Below are 25,092 nucleotides of genomic sequence, written 5' to 3'. Positions count from 1 at the left end.
GTCGCGGCGTAAAAGGGAAAAGGGGAATGCGATGATTGTGATGGGATTCAAAAAAGGAGCGGGGGCAGAGAACGAATTTGCCGGATGGCGACGCTGGCGCGTCTTATCCGGCCTACAGGCGGGCGTGCGGGTTGTGTGAACATTGCCGGATGGCGATGCTGGCGCATCTTATCCGGCCTACAGGTGTACGGGTTGTGTGAACATTGCCGGATGGCGATGCTGGCGCATCTTATCCGGCCTACGGATCGGATTCCTGTAGGCCGGATAAGCGTAGCGCCATCCGGCATCGCATTTCGGATTACAGTTTCCTGAAGAAGTCGTTATACAGCATATACAGGTGCGCGGCGCTCCAGGAGAAGTTCGGCGCGCCCTGCTGTGCGCCGGTCAACGGGTTGTAGTTTTCCTGAATCGGCCCGTCGGCGGTCAGCCCTTTCGCATGCCTGAAGAAAGTATCCGCCAGCTTCAGCGCATCATCACGATAGCCGTAACGCGCCATGCCTTTTAATCCGAACCAGAACTGATCCACCCACACGCGTCCGCGCCAGTAAATATCCGCGCCGAACGCCGGATTGGTCAGCGCGGCGGTGCCGAGCGGTACGAAAGTGTTGAACTCTTTCGGGTCAAGCATCACCTTCACAACCGCATCGGCGTGAGCCTGCGTCGCAGCGCCGTTAAACAACGGCGACCAGCCTTCCGGCCCCTTGCCACGCTCAACGATCGGTTTCCCCGCACAGCCGTTTGCCAGCGGCTTTTCTTCAATCCGCAGATCATAGAAGAAGTGTGTTGCCGGATCGAACATGCAGGTGTTGATGTAATCCGCGAGCTTTTGCGCCAACTGGCGATAGTGCTGCGCCTCGTTCGGCTTATTGAGGAGGGTCGCCATTTCCGCCAGATAGTGGTTGTCGCTGTACATGTAGCTCGCCTGATCGACCGACTCCTGTCGCAGCGAATAGCCCAGCAGCGTGCCGTCCTGGCGACGGTTTTCCGCAAATTTCACCGTCCAGTCGCTGCGTTTGCCGCCGTTTGCGACATATTTATCCAGCTGCGCTTTATCAATAAATCCGAACACTGCGGCGTCATCACGCCCGGATTCCCAGGAGGCGGCGACCTGCGCCGGAATTTCCAGGCTGTCGTACTGGCCTTCGCTGATGATGCGGGCATAGTTTCTCAGCCCGGATAACGTCTCTTCCTTGTCGCCCTGTTTTACCGTAAACAGCATTTCGCCGGTGTCGGTATTGTGGGCTTTGTCGCGGGTTGCGCCATATTCCGGGACGCCATTGCCGTTGTGATCGCGGTTACGCAGCCACCAGTCATGGTATGCCACCAGTTTCGGGTACATCTCTTCAAGCCAGGCTTTGTCTTTGGTGACGTTGTAGACCTCCATCACTGACCACGCCGCGAGGCTTGGCTTGGTGTTGCGCTCGTTCCAGTTGCCGCCATCGCCGCCGCGTTCCGGGCTGAGGTTCCAGGCGATCAGATCGGGAACGAAACCTGCATCCTGTGGGCGAAGCGGATCGTCGGGTTGAATCTGCCAGGAGAAGACGGCGCGAATATTCTCTTTGGCGATTTCCGGGTTGAAATGCGCCATCGCAAAGGCCTGCTTCCAGGTGTCCCACGGCCAGGTCTGATTACCGGAAAACCAGCGGCCAGTGACCGATGGCGTCACGGTATGGTGTTTGATCGCGCCGCCTGGTGAGCGCCAGTTGCCGTTCAGCGTTTCAATGGCTTTAACCGCAACCCGCGTCTGTTCTGGCGTGGCGTCCGGGTTGGTTAAGCCTTTTTGCAGATAGCCCTCCCAGCGTTTTTGTGATGCGTTGAGATAGTCAGTCGGGCGAGCCAGAATGTCGCGGATCTGCGCCTGCTCGTTATCCACTTCCTGCGCGGTGAGCAGATGCGACCAGGTGGTATAAAACGTGGTGGAACCGTTGATGTGCGCCTTGCTGGTAAAGCGGTGGCCGTTGACCTTCGTGTCTGTTGGCAGGGATTTATGTATCTGATATTCAGATTCGCCGGAAGTGAGCAGATCCCAGGTGGAACGCACTTTGCCGAAGGTGACTTTCAGACCATCACGGGTGGCGATGATTTTTCGCTGATAGTCCGGGTATTCTCCATCAATGGTTTTATCGGAGAGCGCTTTTCCCTCTTTCGCTTCCAGTTTTTCCAGTAACTCGCCATCCCACACCAGATCCAGCGGCGTCTTGCTGGTGATTTTCGTTTCCAGCAGGGCCGTGCGCGAACTGGCGAAGCGCAGCGTCATCTCAACCTGCACGTCCTTTGAGGATAATTTTTGGATCAGCGCGCCGGGAATGCTGTAAGCCTCAAGCGCAAAGTCAACCTGTTGGCCGTTTTGATACACCGACAGACGGTCAAAATGGGTGGCCATAAAGTTGATGTACTCTTCCGTCAGCAGTGCGACGCCGGGAAAGCCGCCCATCGTGGCCTTGCTGTCTGGCAGCAGGTATCCATGCCACGCGCCAAGATCGAAAAACGGATTAAAACGCTGGTGATCATCGTAATCGTAATCATGCATATAGCCCGGCGCGCCGGTGCGGTTAATGACATTTTTATAATCGTCCGCAGTGGCGGCATGTGCGGAGAGGCTTATCAGCAAAGCGCAGGTCAGCGGCGTCAGGGCCGTCGTGATTTTCATGGTGTTCATGTCCTTATTACCAGTAGAAATATTGCATCAGGAAAATCTGGTCGCTGGGATCGCCAGATGCGTTTTGCATATAGAACCGGCTGTCGAAGGCGGTGGCGAAACGTCCGCCGCCGTATTCGTACCAGACGCCAAACTGCATAAAAGAGGTGGTTTCGTCTGCGGCATGGTCTGGCCGGTGTCTGGCATAGCTGTAGGCCGTAGAGAGATAAACGCCTTTTAGCGCTTCGTACATGGCGCTGACCATAAAGCCGGTTTCGCTGCCCGGCACGTCCAGACCGTCGGCGCGACCAGTGTGGTGCCAGGCGCGGACGGCTAGGTTGGGAGAGAGAACGCCGGTCAGAAACAGTTGCCCGGTGCCGTCGGTAACTTCCAGACCGTTCATCCAGGTGACGCCTTCGACAAGATCGTACTGGATATAACCGTTGATCATCGCCGGATAGGTGTATTTATCGTCATAGCGATCGTATTTGCCGAAATGGAGCCAGGCTTTCCCCTCATCGTGATGCCCGGCTGGCGTGGCGGTGACGCTATAACGGAAGGCGCCGCTCAGATTCTGCACCTTAATCGCGGTCATGATGTCACGGGTATTGGGGATGACGTAGCCCAGATCCGGCGTAAAATCGCCCCACCATTGCAGGTCATCCAGCGAGGAATCCTGACGCAGGCTCAGCATCAGTTCCGTGCCGTCATCAGTACGATAACCGCCATAAAAACGGTTGATTCCGCCTTCGAACCCGCCCCAGCTATGATCGGGAACCCAGGCGTTACCCTGATGGTCGGCCTGCACCGTCCAGCCTTCGCCGTAAATCAGGCCAAACCATGAGCCGTATTTCATCTCCAGGCCGCCTTCAATATAGGTGCCGTCACTGTATTTATGTTTATCCTGTCCTTCTAAATCCATATATCCCCCCAGCCCCATCTCGCCGTAAAAGCGAAAGGAGGGAGAGGTGACGGCTGGCATTTTTGTGTCGTCGTGTTCTGCCGGATGAACGTCTTCCGCAGCCAGGGGAAAAACACAGAGGAAGGGCAGGGCAATCATTGCCCTGCGAATATTTTTCATCATTTTCATGCTTCTGTCCTAAGCCAAAATAAATATTTTTTATTGTTATAGCCAATGTGAAAATGGTTCTTATAGTTATAAAATCAATCTGTTAATTAATGTTTGATGCGGGTGCGGCTTCAATATCCTGTTCTTCTTTTGTGAGTCCTTTAATGTATCGGCTGTATTTCCACCAGGCGAATCCGAGGAAAATAACAATACCGCCCACGTTATAGAAAACAATGGTCATAATATTGCCGCCGGTTGGGAAAGTGGAGGCAATAAATCCGATGGTAAATATAACAATTAACATCGACACGACGATAATACCGGTTCTTTGCGATCCCATACGGAAGTCTCGCGGTAAGTGCTCCAGTTTTGCCCGCAGATTCAGGTAGGCCAGCATAATAAACAGCGGAGGCAGCATGGAGGCCGCTGCGGTCATATTAATGATGGTGTTCATTAATTCCTGAACGGTATTCGAGCCGAGCATTGGGATAATCATCAACGGAATGACAATCAGGAACTGAATCCAGGCGGCGCGAGCGGGGACGCCGTTTTCATTCAGTTCGACGGTTTTTTTGCCAAAAATCCCTGCGGGAATTTCGGAGAAGAAAATTTTAACCGGCGTTGCAGTCCACATCAGCAGGGAGCCGAACATCGCAGTAAAAGAAACCAGACCGACAAAGCGGTTTATCAACAGTTCGGGCAGACCAAACCAGGCTGCCAGACCGTGGAAGACCTGTACTGAACCGCCGGTAAATTTCAGCTCTTTACTGCTTACGAATACGTTGATCAGTACCGACGAAATGGAATAAAGCACGCCGATGAAAATCCCGGCCAGGATGATCACTTTTACAAATGATTTTGATCCGCCTTTTACGTCGTTAACATACACCGCAACGGATTCCGCGCCGCCTGCGGCCATAAAGATCCAGGTCGTAATACCGAGGAATGCCCAGTTAACGTTCGGGATCATCGCCTCCACGGTGATCGGATCGGCAGGCTGAACGCCGCCCACCAGCGCCGTACCGGCCAGTAAAATATAGGAAAGCGTCAACAGGAGCATCAGTGTGGAGGTGACGGAGGTGATTGGCCCCAGCATTTTCGCCCCGTTGGTGGAAACCCAGGTTGAGAAGGCGAACAGCACCATACTCAATACGGTTGTTGCGACCGGCGTCAGAATATATTCGTAGCCCAGGAACGCATAAGAGGCATAGGCAATTACGCGCGGGAGCAGCGAGGTGAAAAAGAACAAGTTAACGAACCAATAGGTGTAGGCGGTAATAAATGCCCAGCGTCCGCCGAGGGAGCTTTTTACCCAAGCATAAACGCCCGCTTCAGAGTTTTTATTTAATGAAACGAATTCTGCAATAATTAAACAGAAGGGGATAAAGTAGAAAATTGTTGCCAGGAAAAACATCGGTGCCGATGCCAGTCCCAGCTCAATATTATTATTGATAACGTTATTAAAACTGTAAACGGCGGCAAAGGTAAGCGAGAGTAAGCCGAATTTGCCGATTGTATTACGTTTGGTATCAGACATAACACATCTCCGATTCCTGATTTTTGTAGGGTAGTTAGCGGCACATCACAGGTGCCGCCCGTTATTTTTATTTGTTATGAAAATAACCATCTTCAATGGTCACTTTGAGTACGACTTTTTTTACAGCGTGATTACAGATAAAACGGTAGGCTTCATGGTTGTCGCAAATCACCATCTGTCCTTCGTGAACCTCCACGGTGTTTCCGCAACCTTTCAGATATTCGCGATCGGTTTCATCGCGATAATATTCAACGACCTGCAACGTATCTTTGGCGGCATATTCAATTTTTTGTCGCCCTTGCAGGTAGTAATGCACTTCAACGTAACGGCGATGCCCGGTAAACAGCGCATCAGCGGCAGAGTCGGTTTCCACGCGATACGTCAGAGAATCCCTGATGGAGTGAGCGACGCCGGGCTGAATGTTGTCGATATTTTCAATCGCTTCAATGCAGCGCTGCCATTTTCGACCAGAGGCGTAGACCTGCCGGAACTGTTCTAAGTTATCGAGGAGCCTCATTTTTCATTCTCGCTATGCAAATTTGTGGAAAAGAAGTCCGTGCCGAAGGCATGGCCGGCGATAGCCTGGGCGGTCGCTTCGCCGCCGGACACCGGCAGCAACGTAAAGCCATAACGGAATGACCGGAACCAGACGCGCCAGGAATCGAGCACTTCGCTTCCCCAGGAGTTGGAACCCAGCCCAAGCAACTGATGATCCAGATTCAGAGTGATGTCGTCGCAGCGCTGCAACTCATTGCAGTGCTGTGCGGCAAAGAGGTTTTCTGGCGTGTAATGCCAGGCGCTGAAGTTGATGGGGCGTTGCGGCACCACCAGCAGACCGTTGCCGTGGCGGTTGGTTAGCGTCGCCCAGCGTACATGCTGGCGGTTACCGTTGTTCTGCGGGAACGGGTAATTCTCAAACATGTCATCCACGGTGGAGCGCCAGATGTCGATAATGTTGGCCTGCTGACTGTCGGCATAGTTTTCTCCCGGACCGCGACCATACCAGGCAACCTGATCGAAGGCGCCATTGATTCCCATCGTGAAGCCAATGCACGGAATAATGTGCGGATATTCGCCGTAGGGTTCGCCGGAAAGCGCGACGTTTACCTGACCATCCATCGCAATGCGCCAGCGATACGTACAGAGCATGCCGAAATCAAATACCGGCGGAGCAACAAGGGTGTGGCTGGTAATCAGCACCGCATCTTCCGTTTGCTCGACGGTAAACGCCCGCAGATGCTCCTGCATGATGTGCAGATGGTTTGGTTGCCAGAGCCCGTCGAACTCCTGCTTGTGGTTATCAATTGTCGGCTTAAAGAAATTGATTTTTGGCGCGCGGGTCAGCAGCGCTTCACCATTAACGTTCCAGGCGGTTGGCTTCCCGTTCAGTTTTGAGAACGTCAGATGGAAGTTGTAGCCGCGCACGGTGCAGCTCAGACGATCGTCTTCCAGCGTCAACGCGCGCGCGTTTGGCTGGCTAAACGGTACAGGAGGCGCCGTTCTGGCCTTCAGCGGGAACTGACAGGTGGCGATATGATGCCCTGCGTCGCTGTAAAGTGTGGGGGAGTCTTTGGTCACGGTGACGTTAAGAAACGTTTCTCGCCCATCCAGCGCTGGCAACGTGCAGTGCAGTAACGCCTCGCTATTCGGCGCGACGTCGCGCAGTTTGATCTGTTGCGTGGAGAGCGTCTCCCCTTCGGCACGAACGTCAATATGCAGGGTATAGTCGTCAAGGGAGGTGAACCACAGCTTGTTTTCTACTTTCAGTTCGCCACGTTCCAGATCCTGTGCGTGGATTTTTACAGGTGCAATGACCTGCTTGTACTCCTTCAGACCCGGGCCCGGCGTCTGGTCAGGGTAAATCAGACCATCAAGGCAGAAGTTGTAGTTATTCGGGTAGTCGCCGTAATCGCCGCCAAATTTGTACCACACGTTGCCATCGTCGTCTTTCGCCTGAATACCGTGATCGCACCATTCCCAGACATAGTGCCCCTGAATGCAGTCGTGCTGGTAAAAGACATTTTGATATTCGGTTAGCCCACCGGGGCCATTGCCCATCGCGTGGGCGTATTCGCAGATGATGCGCGGCTTCGGATGCGGGTACTCACCAAACTCGTTCATTAGCGGCACGCGGGTATACATGGTGGAGATGATATCCACCACTTCTGCGTCGCGGTCTTCTTCGTAGTGAATCAGGCGCGTGTCATCCAGCGCTTTGGCGGCGTGGTACATCGCGCGAATATTACAGCCGTACCCGGATTCGTTGCCCAGCGACCAGATGATGATAGAAGGGTGGTTTTTCTGCGCATGGATATGGCGCACGATGCGCTCGACGTAGACCGTTTCCCACGCCGGGTCGTCGGTGATGCGGCTGATATCGCCGATGTTAGCGAATCCGTGTGACTCGACGTCGGTTTCCGCCATCACAAACAGGCCGTAGATATCGCAAAGCTCGTAGAAACGTGGATCGTTAGGGTAGTGCGCGGTTCGTACCGAGTTGATGTTGTGCTGTTTCATTAACCGCAGATCTTTTTCAACGCGATCCATGCCGACAGCCCGACCTTTAAGATGATCGTTATCGTGGCGGTTGACGCCGTGCAGCATCACGTAGCGGTTGTTGATGTAAAACAGCCCGTCGCGAACCTGAATATCGCGAAAGCCCACGCGTTGCGGCACTACTTCAAGAGTATTGCCGTTGGCGTCTTTCAGGGTCATCACCAGATGGTAGAGATACGGCGACTCAGAGGACCACTGGTGCGGAGTGCGAACGCCAACAGCAAAGTCGGTGCTGATGCGCTGGTCAATGGTCAGTGCGTTGATGGTGCCTGCGTGTACAACATCCTCACCGTCAAACAGCGCATACTCCAGAGAAGCGATTGCCGGGTCGGCGGTCAGGTTTTCCAGAACCAGCTGGCAGGAGAGGGTGGCATTGCGATAATCGTCGTCAAAATCGGTGCGAACGGTGAAGTCCTGAATGTGGACGGTGTGTTTACCAACCAGATAAACGTCGCGGAAGATGCCCGCCGACCACCACATATCCTGGTCTTCAACATAGGTGGAATCTGCCCACTGCATCACGCGGACGCATAACAGGTTGTCGCCCGTCTTCGCGACCGCGCTGATGTCGAACTCTGCCGTCAGGCGGCTGCCTTTGCTGAATCCCACATAATGGCCGTTCACATAAACTTCGAAATACGTTTCGACGCCGTCGAATTTAATCAGCGTTTGCTTTCCTTGCCAGCCTTCGCTCAGCGTGAAAATGCGTTGATAAGCGCCGGTGGGGTTATCGCTGGGGACGTACGGCACATCGATTGGGAACGGGAAGCCTTCGTCGGTATATTGCAGCTTGCCGTGGCCTTCCATTTGCCACATCCCCGGAACGGTAATTGTTCCCCAGTCTCGCATATACTCTGAGGTAAAGGCTTCCGGCACCTGAAGCGGGTGGTCGAAGAACTGAAAGTTCCACTGACCGCTTAGCGGCAAAAAATAGCTGCTGGTTTCGCGGGCGAATGTGCGAGCCTGGGCTATTGAGTCATAAGAAAAAAAGTAGGCGCGTGGCGCCAGTCTGTTTTCGTGGGTCAGCTGAATGTTTTCCCAGCGATTCATAATGCCTCCCTGTGGAGCGAAGTCGGAACCCTTCAAGGCGATGGTAAGTGTGCGTTATGGGAAATGATTTTAGTAAAATATTTACTAAAATGTAGTGGGTAAAATGATTTACTTTAACTGGATCACGAAAATAAGCAGTGAGAAGAAAAACGGCGAAAAGCGGAATGCGCCCGGCTATCAGGAAAACCGGGCGGTGGAAAAGGGGGGTTAGCGGCTGGTGCCGCGCAGTTTAAGTTTACTGGGAACGAAGACCAGCAGCGGCAGTGCACGCCCGTCACGGGCTTTTTCGTACACCAGATTTACGCCCTGGCTGCCCATCATTTCGGAATGAATGCGCACCGTGGAAAGCGGTGGGAAGGTGAATCGCGCCGTCGGAATGTCATTCACGCTTATCAGGGAGATGTCGCGTGGGATCTCAAGGCCATGCTCATGGATTGCGCGTAACACGCCAATGGCTATCGAGTCGGAGGCGACAAACAGCGCGCGCGGATAATCCGCTTTAGCCAGCATTTGTTTCGCCAGTTCGTAACCTGATGAACTGGAAAAACCACCGCGCCAGATATCGTCTTCACGCACGACCTGCTTCAGGCGGCCATATTCGACAAACGCGGCTTCGCGGATATCGGCTTTGCCGGGCTCATCCTCCCCGCCAATAAAACCGATACGGGTTGCGCCCTGAGCAATGAAAAAGTCGATGATCTCTTTGCTGATGCGGGACAAATCGATATCGACGGCATCGTATTCACTGCCTGATTCGTGAAAGTCGATAAAGCAGATATTGTCAGTCAGCGCGGCGGCGGCGTCGCGTAAGGCGGCTGAGGGCTTGCCGACAATGAGAATGCCGGTGATATTTTTAAGATCCGGCAACCCGCTGTGTTCGTAGCAGTTGGTCAGTTCAATCCCCAGTTTTTCACACTGTGTCTCAATCCCGTGGCGGATTGCCAGATAGTAGGGATCGTTAATTTCCAGCTCTTGCTGATAACTGTAGATGGCAAGGATGTGTTGCAGGCTGACCGTACTATTCTGGCTCTTACGGGCGCTGCTGGTTTTGTACTCCAGCTTTTCCGCGATTTCCAGAATGCGGTGTTTGGTCTCTTCTTTGACATTCAGCGTGGGGTCGTCGTTTAAGACCCGCGACACTGTCGCCAGGGATACGCCAGCTTCAATTGCGATATCTTTAAGTGTTGCCATGATTACCTTTTCCGACTTTCCCCTGAGTAGCCTTTTCATTGTAAAGGAAGTGCTTATCTATGCATCTGTTTTCAGTAAATAAAGCGCGTTTATTTGACGTGCCAGGGGTAAATTTCAGCTTAAAGAGTGTGATAAACGCAGCATTTCCCCTTTTTTAAGAACAGTGCCTGGAAAAATTATTGCTATGATTTAGTAAACTTTTACCAAAAGGAGAAAAAGATGGAGACGGTGGCCTTTGCGGATTTTGCCCGACTGGAGCTGCGTGTTGGAAAGATTGTACAGGTAAAGCGTCATGATAATGCCGATAAGCTTTACATTGTGCAGGTGGATGTGGGCGAGCGTACGCTGCAAACGGTAACCAGCCTCGTACCTTATTACCGAGAGGATGCGCTGATGGGGAAAACGGTGGTGGTACTGTGCAATCTGCAAAAAACCAAAATGCGTGGTGAAACGTCAGAGTGCATGTTGCTGTGCGCCGAAACCGATGACGGCAGTGAAAGCGTATTGCTGACGCCGGAACGCGTAATGCCTGCGGGTGTGCGGGTTGTGTGAACTTGCCGGATGGCGATGCTGGCGCATCTTATCCGGCCTACAGGCGGGCGTGCGGGGTGTGTGAACATTGCCGGATGGCGATGCTGGCGCATCTTATCCGGCCTACAGGCGGGTGGTTGTGTGAACTTGCTGGATGGCGATGCTGGCGCATCTTATCCGGCCTACAGGCGGGCGTGCGGGGTGTGTGAACATTGCCGGATGGCGATGCTGGCGCATCTTATCCGGCCTACAGGCGGGTATGCGGGTTGTGTGAATTTGCCGGATGGCGACGCTGGCGCATCTTATCCGGCCTACGGATCGGATTCCTGTAGGCCGGATAAGCGTAGCGCCATCCGGCGATGTGTTATGTTTCCTCCACGCTCACCCGTAACGCCGCCAGAGCCTTGCGGGTCGCCTTTAATACCTGTTCACACTGCTCAATTGTTAATGTCAGCGGTGGTTCGATGCGAATCGTTTTCGAGTTGTTGAGCGTCCCGGCAACCAGTACCCGCTGGCGGAACATCTCGCTGGCGAAGTTGTAGCCGATTTCGTTGTCAACAAACTCAATCGCCATCAACATCCCTTTTCCGCGAGCGTCCTGCACCAGGTCAGGGTATTCCCTGGCAAGCTGGAGGAAGCCGTCCAGCAACATATCGCCTTTCTGCTCCGCCTGTGCCGGTAGATTCTGCTCCAGCAACACGTTAATGGTCGCTAATGCTGCCGCACAGGACAGCGGGTTGCCGCCAAAGGTTGTGGTGTGCAGGAACGGATTATCGAACAGAACGGAGAACACCTCTTCGGTGGCGATGGTTGCCCCAACCGGCATCACGCCGCCGCCTAACGCTTTTGCCAGACATAAAATGTCAGGCTGCACGTTTTCATGTTCACAGGCAAACATCTTACCGGTGCGCCCCATGCCGGTCTGGACTTCATCCAGAATCATCAGGGCGCCAAACTCATCGCAGAGTTTACGCACGGCGGTCAGATAGCCCTGCGGCGGCAGGATCACGCCGCCCTCGCCCTGAATTGGTTCCAGAATGACGGCTGCCACATCGTCGCCGGTTTTTTTACACTCGCTAAGCGCAGTACGCATGGCCTCAATGTTGCCAAACGGTACATGGCGGAAGCCTGGCAGCAGCGGCATAAACGGCTTGCGGAACGTGGATTTCGCCGTGGCGGAAAGCGACCCCAGCGATTTACCGTGAAACGCGCCGCTGGTAGCGATAAAGGTAAACTTACCGCGCGGCGACTGATACGCCTTCGCCAGTTTCAGCGCCGCTTCCACCGATTCGGTGCCGCTGTTGCTGAAAAAACTGTACTTTAGTTTTCCAGGCGTGAGCGCTGCGAGCGTTTTAGCCAGCATGGCCCGGAGCGGGTCTAGTAACTCCTGGCTGTGCAGAGGTTGTTTTGCGAGTTGATTCTGTACGGCGGATACGACAACTGGATTACGGTGCCCCACGTTGAAAATGCCAAAACCACCCAGGCAATCAATAAATTCCTGTCCCTGGGTGTCGACAAGCGTATTCAGACTTCCCGCTTGCCACTCTACGGCTCCGTAATCCCCGCCAGCGGTCACAGATTTTCGATACTCTAAAAACCCCGGATTAACATGCTCTTTGAAGTAATCAATCACCTCTCGGTTCAGTGCTTTCATTTCCTCATGATCAAGCGTTCGCTTTTCAATGAGATTCAGTGCGTGTGCGCTACAGGCCAAAGCCGATGCGCTGGAAGGTAACCTGTTCAAAATATGCTCCCGGAACTCGCGTATCACATGATACTGAGTTAAGTATTGCAGGGATTGCGCCATATCGGCGTGGATCATGAAAATCGGGATAAACACCAGGGAAAATATCAAGTGTGCAATATTTAATCTCATTCATTAACAATTGGTGATGTTTTGCGCAATGCGTGTGCGGGGGAAGCGGGGCTGACCAGCGGGCAGTCGCACCAGAACGGTGCGGGCGGTGTGCGTATATGGGGCGGAAGTTATAGCGGAACTGAATAGTTACTTAACGAAAGTATTTTAAATCAATGAATTAGAAAACATACAAATATTACGGTTTAAACGCAAATTGCGATCTAAATCAAATTTAACAACTAAAGATAAACCAATTATCGCCGAAATAACATCTGACAGAAAAGTTAACATTCAAGTAACCTGCACAGGACGCAACCATGTCTTCTCATCCCTACGTCAGCCAGCATAATTATCCGCTGGATGATGATACAACCCTGATGTCCACAACTGACCTGCAAAGCTATATCACCCATGCAAATGATACCTTCGTTCAGGTAAGCGGCTTTACGCTGAATGAACTGCTTACGCAACCGCATAATCTGGTACGCCACCCGGACATGCCGAAAGCCGCGTTTGCGGATATGTGGTACACCCTCAGGCAGGGTGAGCCGTGGAGCGGCATCGTGAAAAACCGACGGAAGAATGGCGATCACTACTGGGTGCGGGCGAATGCGGTGCCGATGGTGCGGGAAGGGCGCGTGACCGGCTATATGTCGATTCGTACCCGCGCGACAGATGAAGAGATTGCTGCCGTTGAGCCTTTGTATAAGGCGCTGAATGAAGGCCGCAGCAACAAACGTATCCATAAAGGACTGGTGGTGCGTAAAGGCTGGCTGGGGAAACTGCCGGCAATCCCCATTCGCTGGCGTGTACGCAGCGTTATGGCGCTAACGGGCGTGGTGCTGATGGCGGCGATGGCGCAAATGGGCGTTGCGTGGCCAGCGCTATTCGTGAACGCCCTGCTGATGCTGGCGGGAACGGCGGTGTTTGAATGGCAGATTGTGCGTCCGATCGAAAATGTCGCCCGGCAGGCGTTGAAAGTCGCAACGGGCGAGCGTAATAGCGTATCGCATCTTAACCGTAGTGACGAACTGGGGCTGATGTTGCGCGCGGTAGGCCAGCTTGGGCTTATGTGCCGCTGGCTGATTAATGACGTCTCAAGCCAGGTTTCCAGCGTCAGAAACGGCAGCGAGACGTTAGCGAAAGGCAATGACGATCTGAATAAACACACCCGCCAGACGGTGGAGAATGTGCAGCAGACGGTGACGACTATGAACCAGATGGCGGAGTCCGTGAAGAAAAATTCCACCACCGCGTCCGCCGCCGATAAATTATCCAGCGCGGCCAGCAGTGCGGCGACGCAGGGCGGAGAGGCGATGGAAACCGTCATTAAAACGATGGATGACATCGCTGACAGCACGCAGCAGATTGGTACAATCACTACGCTGATTAACGATATTGCTTTCCAGACGAATATCCTGGCGCTGAACGCGGCGGTTGAAGCGGCGCGAGCGGGCGAGCAGGGTAAAGGATTTGCCGTTGTCGCCGGGGAGGTTCGCCATCTTGCCAGCCGAAGCGCCAGCGCGGCGAATGATATTCGTAAGCTCATTGACGCCAGCGCGAGCCGGGTACAGTCCGGTTCCGAACAGGTGCATGCGGCAGGACGCACGATGGATGATATTGTGGCTCAGGTGCAAAACGTCACTCAGCTTATTGCGCAAATCAGCCACTCGACGCTGGAACAGGCGGACGGACTCTCCAGCCTGACCCGTGCCGTGGATGAGTTAAACCATATCACGCAGAAAAATGCCGAGCTGGTGGAGGAGAGCGCTCAGGTTTCAGCGATGGTTAAACATCGCGCCAGCCGTCTGGAAGACGCGGTAACGGTTCTGCATTAAATCAAATTCCCTTTATTTCTGCCGACAAACGCTTATCGAAGCCGATAAGCGTTTTGTCATAATATTGGGCTAACAATGTTAAGCACATATTAAATATTTACCATTTCGAGCTATTTCCTTATTTAAACCCGCTGCGTTATTTTGTGTGATTCTTCATTTTCCCGAACCTGAAAAATGAATTGTATAACGATCGGTCTGCCGATATTCATCGTTGAAAACTATTTACTGTAATAACTTGAAATAAAAAACGATCAATATCATAAAGTTAGCGAAACCGTAACCGATAACGAACCCTGTATAGAGGAAAAACAATCTCCAGGGGGAAATATGCTTTTGCATAACATGAAGATCCGCTCGAAATTATTTATTGCGTTTGGTTTGTTTATTGTACTGATGATCGTGAGTTCTGGCCTTTCGTTGTTCAGCCTGGATCGAACGAATACCAGTATGCAGAACATCATTACTCACGATTATCCCACAACGGTGAAAGCCAACCTGCTGATCGATAATTTTCAGGATTTCGTTAGCACGCAGCAGCTGATGCTGCTGGATGAAGAAGGGCGCTGGAGCCAGGAGTCGCAAAAGCAGCTGGATGCGATTAGCCAGCGCATTACGGTATTGCTCGATGAACTGTCCGCCAGCCGTCAGGACGAGGCCTCAAAGGCTATTATCGCCGGAATTCGCGATGTGCGTCAGCAGTATCTGGCTTCCCGGTTCCGTATTTTGCAGGAAATTCAGAACCATAATCGTCCGGCGGCGATACAGGAAATGATGACGACCACCGTCAACATACAGCAGGCGTATAAAGCCAAAGTACAGGAGCTGATCGCTATTGAAGATACGCTGATGCGCAACGCGGGCGCGTCGGTTGACCAGGATTTTCGCACCAACCGGGCACAGCTGATTCTCCTGGCGCTCATCAGCATTGCCGCCGGAGTGATAATGGGATGGTACATCGTACGTTCCATTACCCGACCGCTTAATGACGCCGTGCAGTTTGCCGGGGCGATTGCGGAGGGGGATTTGACCCGCACGATTCATATCGCGCAAAAAGATGAAACCGGCGTGCTGTTGCAGGCGCTGATGGAGATGAAAAACCGTCTGCTGGTGATCGTGCAGGAAGTTCAGAACGGCTCTGAAAATATCTCCAGCGCGGCGGCGCAAATTGTCGCGGGCAACCAGGATCTGGCGGCGCGTACTGAAGAACAGGCCAGTTCTGTTGAGCAAACGGCGGCCTCTATGGAGCAGATTACCGCCACTGTCAAAAATACGGCGGACCACACCAGCGAAGCGACCCATCTTTCTGCCGATGCGGCCAGCGTGGTGAAAAATAACGGTGAGATGATGCGTCAGGTCACGCAAAAAATGCGCGTGATAAATGAGACCTCTAACCGCATGTCCGACATTATCAACCTGATTGATTCTATTGCCTTCCAGACCAACATTCTGGCGCTTAACGCCGCCGTGGAAGCCGCTCGCGCCGGGGAACACGGGCGTGGCTTCGCAGTCGTGGCGGGGGAAGTTCGTCAACTGGCGCAAAAAAGCGCGTCGTCGGCCAGTGAGATCCGCCACCTGATCGAAGACTCTACCAGCCAGACGCAGGAGGGGATGCAACTGGTGGAAAAAGCCAGTGCGTTGATTAATGGTATGGTGGATAACGTTGAAGAGATGGATGTGATTCTGCGTGAAATCGGCCAGGCCAGTCGCGAACAAACCGATGGGATTTCGCAAATCAACAGCGCGATTGGGCTGATTGACGCCACCACGCAACAGAACTCGTGTCTGGTTGAGGAGTCCGTTGCGGCAGCGGCGTCGCTGAATGAGCAGGCCCGGCACTTAAAAGAGATCGTGAAAGTATTCCGCATCCGTGCGGAGGACGTACCGCCTGCTTAATCCAGTTGGCTGATTTCCAGCGCCGCGCGATCGATAACGCCGATGATCTGCTTAAGCTGCGCGTCGCTGATCCCGCCCTGATTTACCCGCAGATCCAACACGGCTTTGAAGTTGTCCAGCGCCCGTTTCATCTGCGGGTTCTTACGCAGTTCAAAGCCGACGCAGCGCGCTTTCACGCGTTCGTGGATGTGCTCCAGGTGTTCACGGTTCTCTTCCAGCCACCGTTGCCCCTGCTCTGTAATGGTGATCTGCTTACGCCCGCCGTCCTCTTCTTTGATAGTGATAAATTCCTGATCCTGAAGAAAATCCAGCGTTGGGTAAATCACGCCTGGGCTTGGGGTGTAGTTGCCCAGCGTCAGGTTCTCGATGGCTTTAATCAATTCGTAACCGTGGCTGGCCTCGCGGGTCAAAATTTCCAGAATCACCAGGCGTAGTTCGCCGTGGCCAAAAAAGCGCTGGCGACGTCCGCCGCCGCCGCCCCGGCCATGACGGTGCTCGCAGCCATGTTCATGGCCGTGGTGATGTTCTCTCTCGCAACCTTCATGATGATGTCGCATGATGTACTCCTGTTTTATTTAGATATATCTAATTTATATCTAAAACTTGTAATCTTGCAAGTTGATAGATTTTTATTTTATTTAATTAATTGATTTTAAAGTGATTAAAGTTGTTTTATATCGTGATATATATCGAAAGTTACTGTATCAAAAAAGTGCTTGCAATCTTCATAACTAACAATCATTATCATTTAAAATTTAATTTAGATATATCGTATTATCTGCATGAAGGCGAAAAAATGATAAATACATCCTCACGCTACCCACAGCGCGTTCGTAACGAACTGCGTTTTCGTGAACTTACCGTTCTGCGCGTCGAGCGTATTAGCGCCGGTTTTCAGCGCATTGTTCTTGGCGGTGAAGCGCTGGAAGGCTTTAGCTCGCGCGGCTTTGACGATCACACCAAAGTGTTTTTCCCTGAACCGGGCAGCCTGTTCGTCCCTCCGACGGTAACGGACGAAGGGATTGTCTGGGGAGAGGGCGTACGTCCTGCTTCCCGCGATTACACGCCCTTATATGATGAAGAGCGACACGAGCTGGCGCTGGATTTCTTTATTCACGACGGCGGCGTGGCGAGCACATGGGCAGTAAACGCTCGCGAAGGCGACACGCTCACCATCGGTGGGCCTCGTGGATCGCTGGTGGTGCCGGAAGACTATGCATATCAGGTTTATGTTTGCGATGAGTCAGGGATGCCAGCGCTGCGCCGCCGCCTGGAAGCGCTCGATCGCTTGTCCGTTCGCCCGAATGTTACGGCGCTGGTCAGCGTACAGGATGCCGCATATCAGGATTATCTGGCGCATCTTGATGGCTTTTCCATTGAATGGGTGGTCGGACACGATGAGCAGGCGATTGATGAGCGGCTGGCGCAATTAACGGTGCCGGAGGCGGATTATTTCATCTGGATCACGGGTGAAGGGAAAGTGGTTAAGCATCTGAGCCGTCGCTTTGAGACGGAACAGTTTGATCCGCAACGGGTGCGCGCCGCAGCATACTGGCATCGTAAGCCGGCTTAATCATTCCTTATAGGTGGAAGCTTAACCGGGCCACTGCGGGCCCGGTTTTCTGCTGACTATCAGGCGTTGTGACTTTCCGCCAGCGCTTTAAACACCATTGCCACGGCGTGTGCGCCAGGGTCCATATTGCCAAGCAGGCTTTCGCTGCTGAGGTAGGATGCGCGTCCGGCGTTGGCTTTGCTGGACTGACAGGTACGTTCTGCGCCATTTTGCGCGGCGGAAAAGGCCGCGTGCAGATCCTGTGGCTGCGCAAGCAGCGATGTCAGGGCCGGCTGTAAAGCATCGATCATGGTACGATCGCCTTCATCCGCGCCACCGTAATACTTCATCTGCGCCAGACCGGTATTCAGCGCTTCCGCCACACTGGCGCCTTGCTCCAGTTTCTGCCCCGCAGCGGTAAAGAAAATGGACATCAGCACACCGCTGGAGCCGCCCATGACGACGGTCAGGCGTTCGCCAATGAGTGCGAACAGCGTGGCGAGATGGTCGAGCGGCAACTGCTGGCGGTGTAGCAGGCCCGCGATTTCACGCGCGCCTGCCGCAAAAGTTGAGCCGGTATCGCCGTCGCCGACTTTGGCATCCAGCGCGTTAAGATCCATTTCCAGATCGGACAGCGTGCGGGTGACTTGCTCAACAATCCCGGCAACTAACGCGTTCTCTGAAGGCTGAAACTCTACCCACGCGCTTTGCAGTGAGGATGACATAATGGTTATCTCACGCGGCGGCACCGGCGTTTGCCAACTGCTGGTTTCCACCCCGGAGAGCAACGCTTTTTCGATACTTTCCTCCAGCACCATTGCCGTCAGTGAAAAACCTTTCATATCCAGCGCAGTCACCAGTGAAGCCGGGCCGATAAGCCAGTCGATACGTTTATGCAGCGGGCTGCGCGCCAGTTCACGCGTGATGATGGCCATTTCCGCGACGGAGACGCCGCCAAGGTTATTGACCATCACCGCCAGACGACCGGTCTCAGGCAGAGCGGAGAGGAGTTTGTCGGCCATCAGGCTCACAATCTGCGCGCTGTTTTGGGTATCAATGACTGATGCGCCGGGTTCACCGTGGATCCCCATGCCCAGCTCAGACTGATTAGGATGATGGCGTGGTGCGTTCTCCGTCTCCTGCGGCAGATGGCAACTGGAAATCGCAACGCCAAGACTCACGGTATTGTTGGCGGCGTACTGCGCTTCACGCAAGACGGTCGCCAGGTTGTAGCCGCGTTCGGCAAAATAGCCGGCGACTTTATGAACCAGAATGGTGCCCGCGATACCACGCGGGTGCTTATTGTCTGGCAGCGAAATGTCATCCCCGACAATCAGCATTTCAACGTTGTAGCCCAGACGGCGCGCTTTCTCTGCCGCAAGGCCGAAGTTCAGACGATCGCCGGTATAGTTTTTTACGATTAACAGGCAGCCGGCGTCGCCAGTGACTGCCTGGATAGCGGTCAGCACTGCATCGACGCTGGGGGAGGCAAACAGATCGCCGCAGACGGCAGCGGTTAACATGCCTTTCCCGATGAAGCCAACGTGGGCAGGTTCGTGCCCGGAGCCGCCGCCGGAAATCACCGCGACGTTGTTACGGTTCAGATCGCGGCGAACCACGACACGAATCGCCGGATCGCTCTCCAGGCGCACCAGATTGTTCCACGGGCTGGAGATAATCGTTCCTTCAATGACGTCGTTGACGAGATGGGATCGCTGGTTAAAAAAGAATTGAGTCATAACGGTTCCTGGAGAGTGGGAAAAACAGACCCCCGGCTGCACATTATGGTTGCGGAGGCGCTCATCATCGGGACGCTGCGGGGCAGGTCGGCGATGAGGAGATTCTGGCTGAGTTCATGAAGAAAAAAATTTGAAGAAAAGGAGTTTCATTACGAAACGAAATTATTCTTTTATGTTCCTTAATGAAACGTTTTTTGATGGAAAAAAGCCAAAATGCGAGCCGGAGCGCGCCTTTTTCCCGCTCATTCACGCAGAAAAGTTGGCCGGACAGAAAAATATTTTCCTGTCTTGTCGACAATCGACGGCGAAAACCACGCATGATTCCCCTTTTTTCAGATGCATTATGAGAAGGCTGAACGGATCGGGATCGCAATCCTGCCGTTTTTTAGGGTTTGTTGTTCCACTATGAAACGTGATGAATTTTTCTGTGTTCCATTTCAGAACAAAAAGAGGAAAGATTTTTTTGGCGATGCCTCGTCCTACAGTGATTGCATCGCTCCGGTATCGCTCCGTTTTCGCCATTAACACAGGGCCAAACAGGATAACGCCAGGGCTCACCATGTAAATACATGCACTTATTTGAGGATGACAGGAATGCTAAAAGTTATTCAATCTCCAGCCAAATATCTCCAGGGACCTGATGCTTCTGTCTTATTCGGTCAATATGCCAAAGACCTGGCGGACAGCTTTTTCGTGATTGCAGATGACTTCGTCATGAAGCTGGCGGGAGAGAAGGTGCTGAATGGCCTGAATAGCCACGAAATCCGTTGCCACGCAGAACGTTTCAATGGCGAATGCAGCCATGTTGAAATCAACCGTCTGATGGCCATTTTGAAACAAAAAGGCTGCCGTGGCGTGGTGGGGATCGGCGGCGGGAAAACGCTTGATACGGCAAAAGCCATTGGTTACTACCAAAAACTGCCGGTCGTTATTATTCCGACTATTGCGTCCACCGATGCCCCGACCAGCGCATTGTCGGTTATCTATACCGAAGCGGGCGAGTTTGAAGAGTATCTGATCTACCCGAAAAACCCGGATATGGTGGTGATGGACACGGCAATCATCGCCAAAGCGCCGGTGCGTTTACTGGTGTCCGGGATGGGGGATGCGCTTTCCACCTGGTTTGAAGCGAAAGCCTGCTATGACGCCAGAGCGACCAGCATGGCGGGCGGGCAGTCTACGGCGGCGGCCTTGAGCCTGGCGCGCCTGTGTTATGATACATTGCTCGCAGAAGGTGAAAAAGCGCGTCTGGCGGCTCAGGCTGGCGTTGTGACCGATGCGCTGGAACGTATCGTTGAAGCCAACACCTATCTCAGCGGCATTGGCTTTGAGAGCAGCGGTCTGGCCGGGGCGCATGCGATTCACAACGGTTTCACTATTCTGGAAGAGTGCCACCATTTGTATCACGGCGAAAAAGTCGCGTTTGGCACGCTGGCGCAACTGGTATTACAGAACAGCCCGATGGAAGAGATCGAAACCGTTCTGGGGTTCTGCGAGAAAGTGGGACTGCCGATTACCCTCGCGCAGATGGGCGTGAAAGACGGCATTGAAGGGAAAATTCAGGCGGTGGCGAAAGCGACCTGCGCGGAAGGCGAAACCATCCACAATATGCCGTTTGAGGTGACGCCGGACAGCGTTTATGCCGCGATTCTGACGGCGGATCTGTTAGGCCAGCAGTGGCTGGCGCGTTAATCCGCCTTTAGTTACGTTCTCTTCCCGAGATGAACAGGCAGTTTCTCCTCCCCTCTGACCGTTCCGGCCGGAGGGGTTGTCTATGGTAAAACAGCGGAAAAGGATATGACGGCTCAGACGCAGGACATCGGGAAGGAAGTATCTTCCGTCATCGCTCAGTCATGGCATCGTTGCAGCAAGTTTATGCAGCGAGAAACCTGGCAGACGCCGCACCAGGCGCAAGGGCTGACCTTTGAATCGATTTGCCGACGCAAAACGGCGTTGCTGACGATAGGCCAGGCTGCGCTGGAAGATGCCTGGGAGTTCATGGATGGACGACCTTGCGCGCTGTTTATCCTGGATGAATCCGCCTGTATCTTAAACCGCTGCGGCGATCCCGGGACGCTGGAGAAACTGGCGGAACTGGGCTTTCTCGACGGCAGCTACTGTGCGGAAAGCATCATCGGCAGCTGTGCGCTGTCGCTGGCGACCATGCCGGGGCAGCCAACCAAAACGGCCGGAGAGCAGCATTTTAAACAGGCGCTGCACCCGTGGTCATTCTGCTCAACCCCGGTATTTGATAATCACGGCCGCCTGTTTGGCTCCATTTCGCTCTGCTGTCTGGTGGAGCACCAGTCAGTCTCTGATTTATCGCTGACGCTGGCGATCGCCCGTGAAGTGGGAAATTCACTGTTAACTGATAGCCTGTTGGCCGAGTCTAACCGTCATCTGAATCAGATGTACGGGCTGCTGGAAAGCATGGACGATGGCGTTATGGCGTGGAACGAGCAGGGCGTGTTGCAGTTTCTCAACGCGCGGGCGGCCACGATGCTGCATCTGGATACGCAGGCCAGCCAGGGGAAAAACATCCATGATCTGGTCAATTTGCCTGCCTTGCTGCGTCGCGCCATTAAACACGCCCGCGGGTTGAGCCATGTCGAAGTGACTTTTGAAAGTCAGCATCAGTTTGTTGATGCCGTCATTACCCTGAAACCGATAGTTGAGGAGCAGGGCAACAGCTTTATTCTGCTGCTGCACCCGGTGGAGCAAATGCGCCAGTTGATGACCAGTCAACTGGGGAAAGTGAGCCATACCTTTGAACAGATGTCGACGGACGATCCAGAAACACGTCGGTTGATCCACTTTGGCCGCCAGGCGGCGAGGGGGAGTTTCCCGGTTCTGCTGTGTGGTGAAGAAGGGGTGGGCAAAGAGCTTCTCAGCCAGGCTATCCACAACGAAAGCGAGCGCGCGAGCGGGCCTTATATCGCCGTAAACTGCCAGCTCTATGCCAATAGCGTGCTGGGGCAGGATTTTATGGGCAGTGCGCCGACCGATGATGAAAATGGTCGTCTGAGTCGCCTTGAACTGGCGAGCGGTGGCACGCTGTTTCTGGAAAAAATTGAATATCTGGCGCCGGAGTTACAGTCTGCGCTGCTGCAAGTGATCAAGCAGGGCGTGTTAACCCGCCTTGACGCGCGACGTCTGATCCCGGTGGATGTGAAAGTGATCGCGACGACCACGGTTGATCTGGCGAATCTGGTTGAGCAGAACCGCTTTAGCCGTCAGCTTTACTATGCCCTGCATTCGTTTGAAATTATTATTCCTCCGCTGCGCGCGCGGCGTAACAGCATCCCTTCGCTGGTCTATAACCGGCTGAACGGCCTGAAAAAACGCTTTTCAACCAGCCTGAAGGTGGATGATGATGCGCTGGCGCAACTGGTGGCCTATTCCTGGCCGGGCAATGACTTCGAGCTGAACAGCGTCATCGAAAACATCGCTATCAGCAGCGATAACGGCCACATCCGCCTGAGTAATCTGCCGGAATATCTGTTTTCTGAACGCCCCGGCGTGGATACGACATCATCGCTGCTACCCGCCAGCCTGACGTTTACGGCTATCGAGAAAGAGGCGATTATCCATGCCGCCCGCGTCACCAGCGGACGGGTGCAGGAAATGTCTCATTTGCTGAACATTGGCCGCACTACGCTGTGGCGTAAGATGAAGCAGTACGACATCGACGCCAGCCAGTTCAAGCGCAAGCATCACGACTAGACCGGCTTTTGCCGGGGGCTCCCGGCGATATCCGCAAATTTTTCCGGGTTACAGCCCGCCCAATAGTTTGCAGCGTTCGCCCACAACCGAAATGGCATTGGGGCCGAAAAAGTTCACATTTGGCACCAGATAATCAAACATACGATAGCTCATAATAAGACCTTCCCGGGTTCGAATGAGCATTCAGAGAAACAGCGCAACGCAGTTTCTGCCAATAACATATCCTGCTACGACGTACAGGGCTGAGGCCGCGATGAATTATCGCGCGGCGGTAAATGTTTTATTTCGTGTTCTTTATTTTGTCGCTCTCAGGTATTAAGTCAACAGGATAAAAATTGCTCAATTGATAACGTAATTATCTTCCGAACGTATTTTTTGATTAATGTCATTCGACATGATCACACTTTTCTCTACAGGCCATTATTTGTGTTTCATACTGAAACTCATATTTTTAGAGGCGTATCAAACTGGAGCGTAATTAATTTTGTTTTTTCTCTCGGTGAACCCGGCACTGACCGCCTCCTCACCAGGCGTCTAATCCCCCACACTTGCTGCGCTTGTTGTCTCCAGCCTTGCGGGCTATCTGGTTGATCTGTGGAGCGGAAGGCGGATGGTGTTGTGACTCACCTCGAAACCTGGTTGAAAGAAAAGGATAAATTTAATGATTTCTTTGATATTAAGTTCAATCCAGGGGCATATTAGAGAGGTGTTTTTCAGATGGTTAATTTTAAGGATAAAAGTATGCCAGCAGTCATTGATAAAGCCTTAGATTTCATTAACGGTATGAATACATCCGCTTCAGTCCCACACCCAATGGATGAAAGTACAGCCAAGGGGATTTTTAAATATTTGAACGAGTTGGGGGTTCCGGCGAGAGCAGCAGATGTGGCAGCCCGAGGCGATCGGGAAGGGTGGAATGCCGGGTTTACGGAAAAATTGGTCGGGTGGGCTGAAAAAATTGCGTCAGGAGAGCGGGTGCTTATTAAAAACCCTGAATATTTTTCTTTATATATGCGTGAGCAGCTTCGGGCACTGGTATAAGCTAAGCGCGCGCAAAAAGATCAATCTGTCCCGATGCTCTCGCCTTCAATTCGGGAGCATCTATTCTGGCCGCCCAGAAAAACAAAAGGACCTGCGATTTCTCGCAAGTCCTTGATATCTGGTGGCCCCTGCTGGACTTGAACCAGCGACCAAGCGATTATGAGTCGCCTGCTCTAACCACTGAGCTAAGGGGCCGTGGCGGTGGATTATAAAGTAACTCCGTGTTGCAATCCAGCCATAACCGTACGGATGCTGTTTTTATAAACAACGTATTTTCAATCCGTTATACTTTCAGCCTGATGTATCGTTCAGGAGTTAATATGGTTAAGGACATACTGGCGCGGGAGCTGAGAGTGGTATTTTGCGGCATCAATCCCGGCCTCTCTTCTGCGGGGACAGGGTTCCCGTTCGCGCATCCTGCCAACCGTTTCTGGAAGGTAATCCACCTTGCCGGATTTACCGGGCGTCAACTGAAACCGGAAGAGGCGCAGCATCTGCTGGATTTCCGCTGTGGCGTTACCAAATTTGTCGACAGACCTACCGTGCAGGCGAACGAAGTTAAGCTTCAGGAGATGCGTAGCGGCGGTCATAAGCTCATTGAGAAGATTGAGCACTATCAACCTGCGGCGTTGGCGATTCTGGGCAAGCAGGCGTTTGAGCAGGGATTTAGCCAGCGCGGCGCGCAGTGGGGAAAACAGACGATGACCATTGGCGATACGCAGATCTGGGTGTTGCCGAATCCCAGCGGCTTAAATCGCATCAGGACGGAAAAACTGGTGGAGGCGTATCGGGAACTTGATGAATCGCTGGTGGTTGATGGACTGTAAGCGGTAAAAAAAACGCCACCTTGCGGTGGCGTTGATGCTTATGCGGCGA

At 53.2% G+C, this 25,092-nt stretch carries 17 protein-coding genes, 1 tRNA gene and 1 pseudogene; 8 read left to right on the top strand and 11 right to left on the bottom strand.

The features are described 5' to 3' along the window. Nucleotides 1–298: 298 nt before the first annotated feature. From ygjK to ebgR, 6 genes are all read right to left on the bottom strand, one after another. Nucleotides 299–2,650, bottom strand: a complete 2,352-nt coding sequence (ygjK, locus tag OGW17_RS19540) for an alpha-glucosidase (RefSeq protein WP_071257986.1) — start codon at nucleotides 2,648–2,650, stop codon at nucleotides 299–301. A 16-nt stretch (nucleotides 2,651–2,666) separates the two neighbouring features. Further along, nucleotides 2,667–3,722, bottom strand: a complete 1,056-nt coding sequence (gene ygjJ / locus OGW17_RS19535; RefSeq protein WP_371320454.1) for a protein YgjJ — start codon at nucleotides 3,720–3,722, stop codon at nucleotides 2,667–2,669. A gap of 88 nt (nucleotides 3,723–3,810) precedes the next feature. Then, nucleotides 3,811–5,244 (bottom strand): amino acid permease, encoded by a 1,434-nt coding sequence (locus OGW17_RS19530; RefSeq protein WP_049009425.1) that lies wholly within the window; start codon nucleotides 5,242–5,244, stop codon nucleotides 3,811–3,813. A gap of 67 nt (nucleotides 5,245–5,311) precedes the next feature. Next, nucleotides 5,312–5,761 (bottom strand): beta-galactosidase subunit beta, encoded by a 450-nt coding sequence (locus OGW17_RS19525; protein ID WP_071257786.1) that lies wholly within the window; start codon nucleotides 5,759–5,761, stop codon nucleotides 5,312–5,314. After that, nucleotides 5,758–8,850 (bottom strand): beta-galactosidase subunit alpha, encoded by a 3,093-nt coding sequence (gene ebgA / locus OGW17_RS19520; RefSeq protein WP_071257787.1) that lies wholly within the window; start codon nucleotides 8,848–8,850, stop codon nucleotides 5,758–5,760. The genes OGW17_RS19525 and ebgA overlap by 4 nt, the downstream gene beginning before the upstream one ends. 207 nt (nucleotides 8,851–9,057) lie before the next feature. Beyond that, a complete protein-coding gene (gene ebgR, locus OGW17_RS19515) occupies nucleotides 9,058–10,041 on the bottom strand; it encodes a transcriptional regulator EbgR (protein ID WP_049009429.1) in 984 nt (327 codons plus the stop codon). A 219-nt stretch (nucleotides 10,042–10,260) separates the two neighbouring features. Between ebgR and OGW17_RS19510 the strand changes: the two genes are divergently transcribed. Then, on the top strand, nucleotides 10,261–10,593 hold the full coding sequence (locus OGW17_RS19510; RefSeq protein WP_071257789.1) for a tRNA-binding protein: 333 nt from the start codon (nucleotides 10,261–10,263) through the stop codon (nucleotides 10,591–10,593). Between the two features lie 343 nt (nucleotides 10,594–10,936). Here the strand turns inward: OGW17_RS19510 and ygjG are convergent, their stop codons facing one another. Next, complete coding sequence (gene ygjG / locus OGW17_RS19505; RefSeq protein WP_114647215.1) at nucleotides 10,937–12,316, bottom strand: putrescine aminotransferase; 1,380 nt, start codon at nucleotides 12,314–12,316, stop codon at nucleotides 10,937–10,939. A 431-nt stretch (nucleotides 12,317–12,747) separates the two neighbouring features. Between ygjG and OGW17_RS19500 the strand changes: the two genes are divergently transcribed. Continuing rightward, nucleotides 12,748–14,268, top strand: coding sequence for a methyl-accepting chemotaxis protein (locus OGW17_RS19500; RefSeq protein WP_049010696.1), 1,521 nt, complete (start codon nucleotides 12,748–12,750; stop codon nucleotides 14,266–14,268). A gap of 327 nt (nucleotides 14,269–14,595) precedes the next feature. Next, the gene (locus tag OGW17_RS19495; protein WP_071257792.1) at nucleotides 14,596–16,161 is read left to right on the top strand and encodes a methyl-accepting chemotaxis protein; all 1,566 of its coding nucleotides are present in this window, start codon (nucleotides 14,596–14,598) and stop codon (nucleotides 16,159–16,161) included. Here the strand turns inward: OGW17_RS19495 and OGW17_RS19490 are convergent. Next, a complete protein-coding gene (locus tag OGW17_RS19490) occupies nucleotides 16,158–16,718 on the bottom strand; it encodes a PadR family transcriptional regulator (protein ID WP_047461113.1) in 561 nt (186 codons plus the stop codon). The two genes, OGW17_RS19495 and OGW17_RS19490, sit on opposite strands and share 4 nt — an antisense overlap. A gap of 239 nt (nucleotides 16,719–16,957) precedes the next feature. Between OGW17_RS19490 and OGW17_RS19485 the strand changes: the two genes are divergently transcribed. Beyond that, nucleotides 16,958–17,734, top strand: a complete 777-nt coding sequence (locus tag OGW17_RS19485) for a siderophore-interacting protein (RefSeq protein ID WP_071257987.1) — start codon at nucleotides 16,958–16,960, stop codon at nucleotides 17,732–17,734. Nucleotides 17,735–17,793: 59 nt separating this feature from the next. Here the strand turns inward: OGW17_RS19485 and OGW17_RS19480 are convergent, their stop codons facing one another. After that, a complete protein-coding gene (locus OGW17_RS19480; RefSeq protein ID WP_071257793.1) occupies nucleotides 17,794–19,452 on the bottom strand; it encodes a glycerone kinase in 1,659 nt (552 codons plus the stop codon). 594 nt (nucleotides 19,453–20,046) lie between these two features. On the opposite strand from OGW17_RS19480, the gene OGW17_RS19475 reads away from it, so the two are divergent. Further along, nucleotides 20,047–21,144 (top strand): glycerol dehydrogenase, encoded by a 1,098-nt coding sequence (locus OGW17_RS19475; protein WP_024130968.1) that lies wholly within the window; start codon nucleotides 20,047–20,049, stop codon nucleotides 21,142–21,144. A 105-nt stretch (nucleotides 21,145–21,249) separates the two neighbouring features. Continuing rightward, nucleotides 21,250–23,175: a dihydroxyacetone kinase operon transcriptional regulator DhaR gene (gene dhaR / locus OGW17_RS19470; protein WP_012135209.1), complete on the top strand. Its 1,926-nt coding sequence runs from the start codon at nucleotides 21,250–21,252 to the stop codon at nucleotides 23,173–23,175. Nucleotides 23,176–23,229: 54 nt separating this feature from the next. On the opposite strand, the pseudogene OGW17_RS19465 reads toward dhaR, so the two are convergent. After that, a pseudogene (locus OGW17_RS19465) lies at nucleotides 23,230–23,328 on the bottom strand (hypothetical protein); the annotation flags it as partial. A 564-nt stretch (nucleotides 23,329–23,892) separates the two neighbouring features. Between OGW17_RS19465 and OGW17_RS19460 the strand changes: the two are divergent. Then, nucleotides 23,893–24,216: a DUF1889 family protein gene (locus OGW17_RS19460; RefSeq protein WP_081353156.1), complete on the top strand. Its 324-nt coding sequence runs from the start codon at nucleotides 23,893–23,895 to the stop codon at nucleotides 24,214–24,216. A gap of 119 nt (nucleotides 24,217–24,335) precedes the next feature. On the opposite strand, the gene OGW17_RS19455 is transcribed toward OGW17_RS19460, so the two are convergent. Further along, nucleotides 24,336–24,411 (bottom strand) — tRNA-Ile (locus tag OGW17_RS19455). Nucleotides 24,412–24,536: 125 nt separating this feature from the next. On the opposite strand from OGW17_RS19455, the gene mug reads away from it, so the two are divergent. Continuing rightward, entirely contained in the window at nucleotides 24,537–25,043 is a 507-nt protein-coding gene (gene mug / locus OGW17_RS19450; protein ID WP_012135205.1) for a G/U mismatch-specific DNA glycosylase, read from the top strand. Nucleotides 25,044–25,092 lie beyond the last annotated feature (49 nt).

Source organism: Citrobacter sp. CK181 (genome assembly GCF_030333595.1).
Classification (GTDB): Bacteria; Pseudomonadota; Gammaproteobacteria; order Enterobacterales; family Enterobacteriaceae; genus Citrobacter_B; species Citrobacter_B koseri.
The sequence above is the reverse complement of the archived record's forward strand: the minus strand, read 5'-3'. Positions and strand labels throughout refer to the sequence as shown.

What these genes read in the sequence shown, in the direction of transcription:
- ygjJ (WP_371320454.1), bottom strand. Translation starts at nt 3,722, where the DNA reads ATGATGAAAAATATTCGCAGGGCAATGATTGCCCTGCCCTTCCTCTGT.
- OGW17_RS19485 (WP_071257987.1), top strand. Translation starts at nt 16,958, where the DNA reads ATGATAAATACATCCTCACGCTACCCACAGCGCGTTCGTAACGAACTG.
- OGW17_RS19530 (WP_049009425.1), bottom strand. Translation starts at nt 5,244, where the DNA reads ATGTCTGATACCAAACGTAATACAATCGGCAAATTCGGCTTACTCTCG.
- dhaR (WP_012135209.1), top strand. Translation starts at nt 21,250, where the DNA reads ATGACGGCTCAGACGCAGGACATCGGGAAGGAAGTATCTTCCGTCATC.
- ygjK (WP_071257986.1), bottom strand. Translation starts at nt 2,650, where the DNA reads ATGAAAATCACGACGGCCCTGACGCCGCTGACCTGCGCTTTGCTGATA.
- OGW17_RS19510 (WP_071257789.1), top strand. Translation starts at nt 10,261, where the DNA reads ATGGAGACGGTGGCCTTTGCGGATTTTGCCCGACTGGAGCTGCGTGTT.
- ebgR (WP_049009429.1), bottom strand. Translation starts at nt 10,041, where the DNA reads ATGGCAACACTTAAAGATATCGCAATTGAAGCTGGCGTATCCCTGGCG.
- OGW17_RS19525 (WP_071257786.1), bottom strand. Translation starts at nt 5,761, where the DNA reads ATGAGGCTCCTCGATAACTTAGAACAGTTCCGGCAGGTCTACGCCTCT.
- OGW17_RS19480 (WP_071257793.1), bottom strand. Translation starts at nt 19,452, where the DNA reads ATGACTCAATTCTTTTTTAACCAGCGATCCCATCTCGTCAACGACGTC.
- OGW17_RS19490 (WP_047461113.1), bottom strand. Translation starts at nt 16,718, where the DNA reads ATGCGACATCATCATGAAGGTTGCGAGAGAGAACATCACCACGGCCAT.
- ebgA (WP_071257787.1), bottom strand. Translation starts at nt 8,850, where the DNA reads ATGAATCGCTGGGAAAACATTCAGCTGACCCACGAAAACAGACTGGCG.
- OGW17_RS19475 (WP_024130968.1), top strand. Translation starts at nt 20,047, where the DNA reads ATGCTAAAAGTTATTCAATCTCCAGCCAAATATCTCCAGGGACCTGAT.
- OGW17_RS19500 (WP_049010696.1), top strand. Translation starts at nt 12,748, where the DNA reads ATGTCTTCTCATCCCTACGTCAGCCAGCATAATTATCCGCTGGATGAT.
- OGW17_RS19495 (WP_071257792.1), top strand. Translation starts at nt 14,596, where the DNA reads ATGCTTTTGCATAACATGAAGATCCGCTCGAAATTATTTATTGCGTTT.
- OGW17_RS19460 (WP_081353156.1), top strand. Translation starts at nt 23,893, where the DNA reads ATGGTTAATTTTAAGGATAAAAGTATGCCAGCAGTCATTGATAAAGCC.
- mug (WP_012135205.1), top strand. Translation starts at nt 24,537, where the DNA reads ATGGTTAAGGACATACTGGCGCGGGAGCTGAGAGTGGTATTTTGCGGC.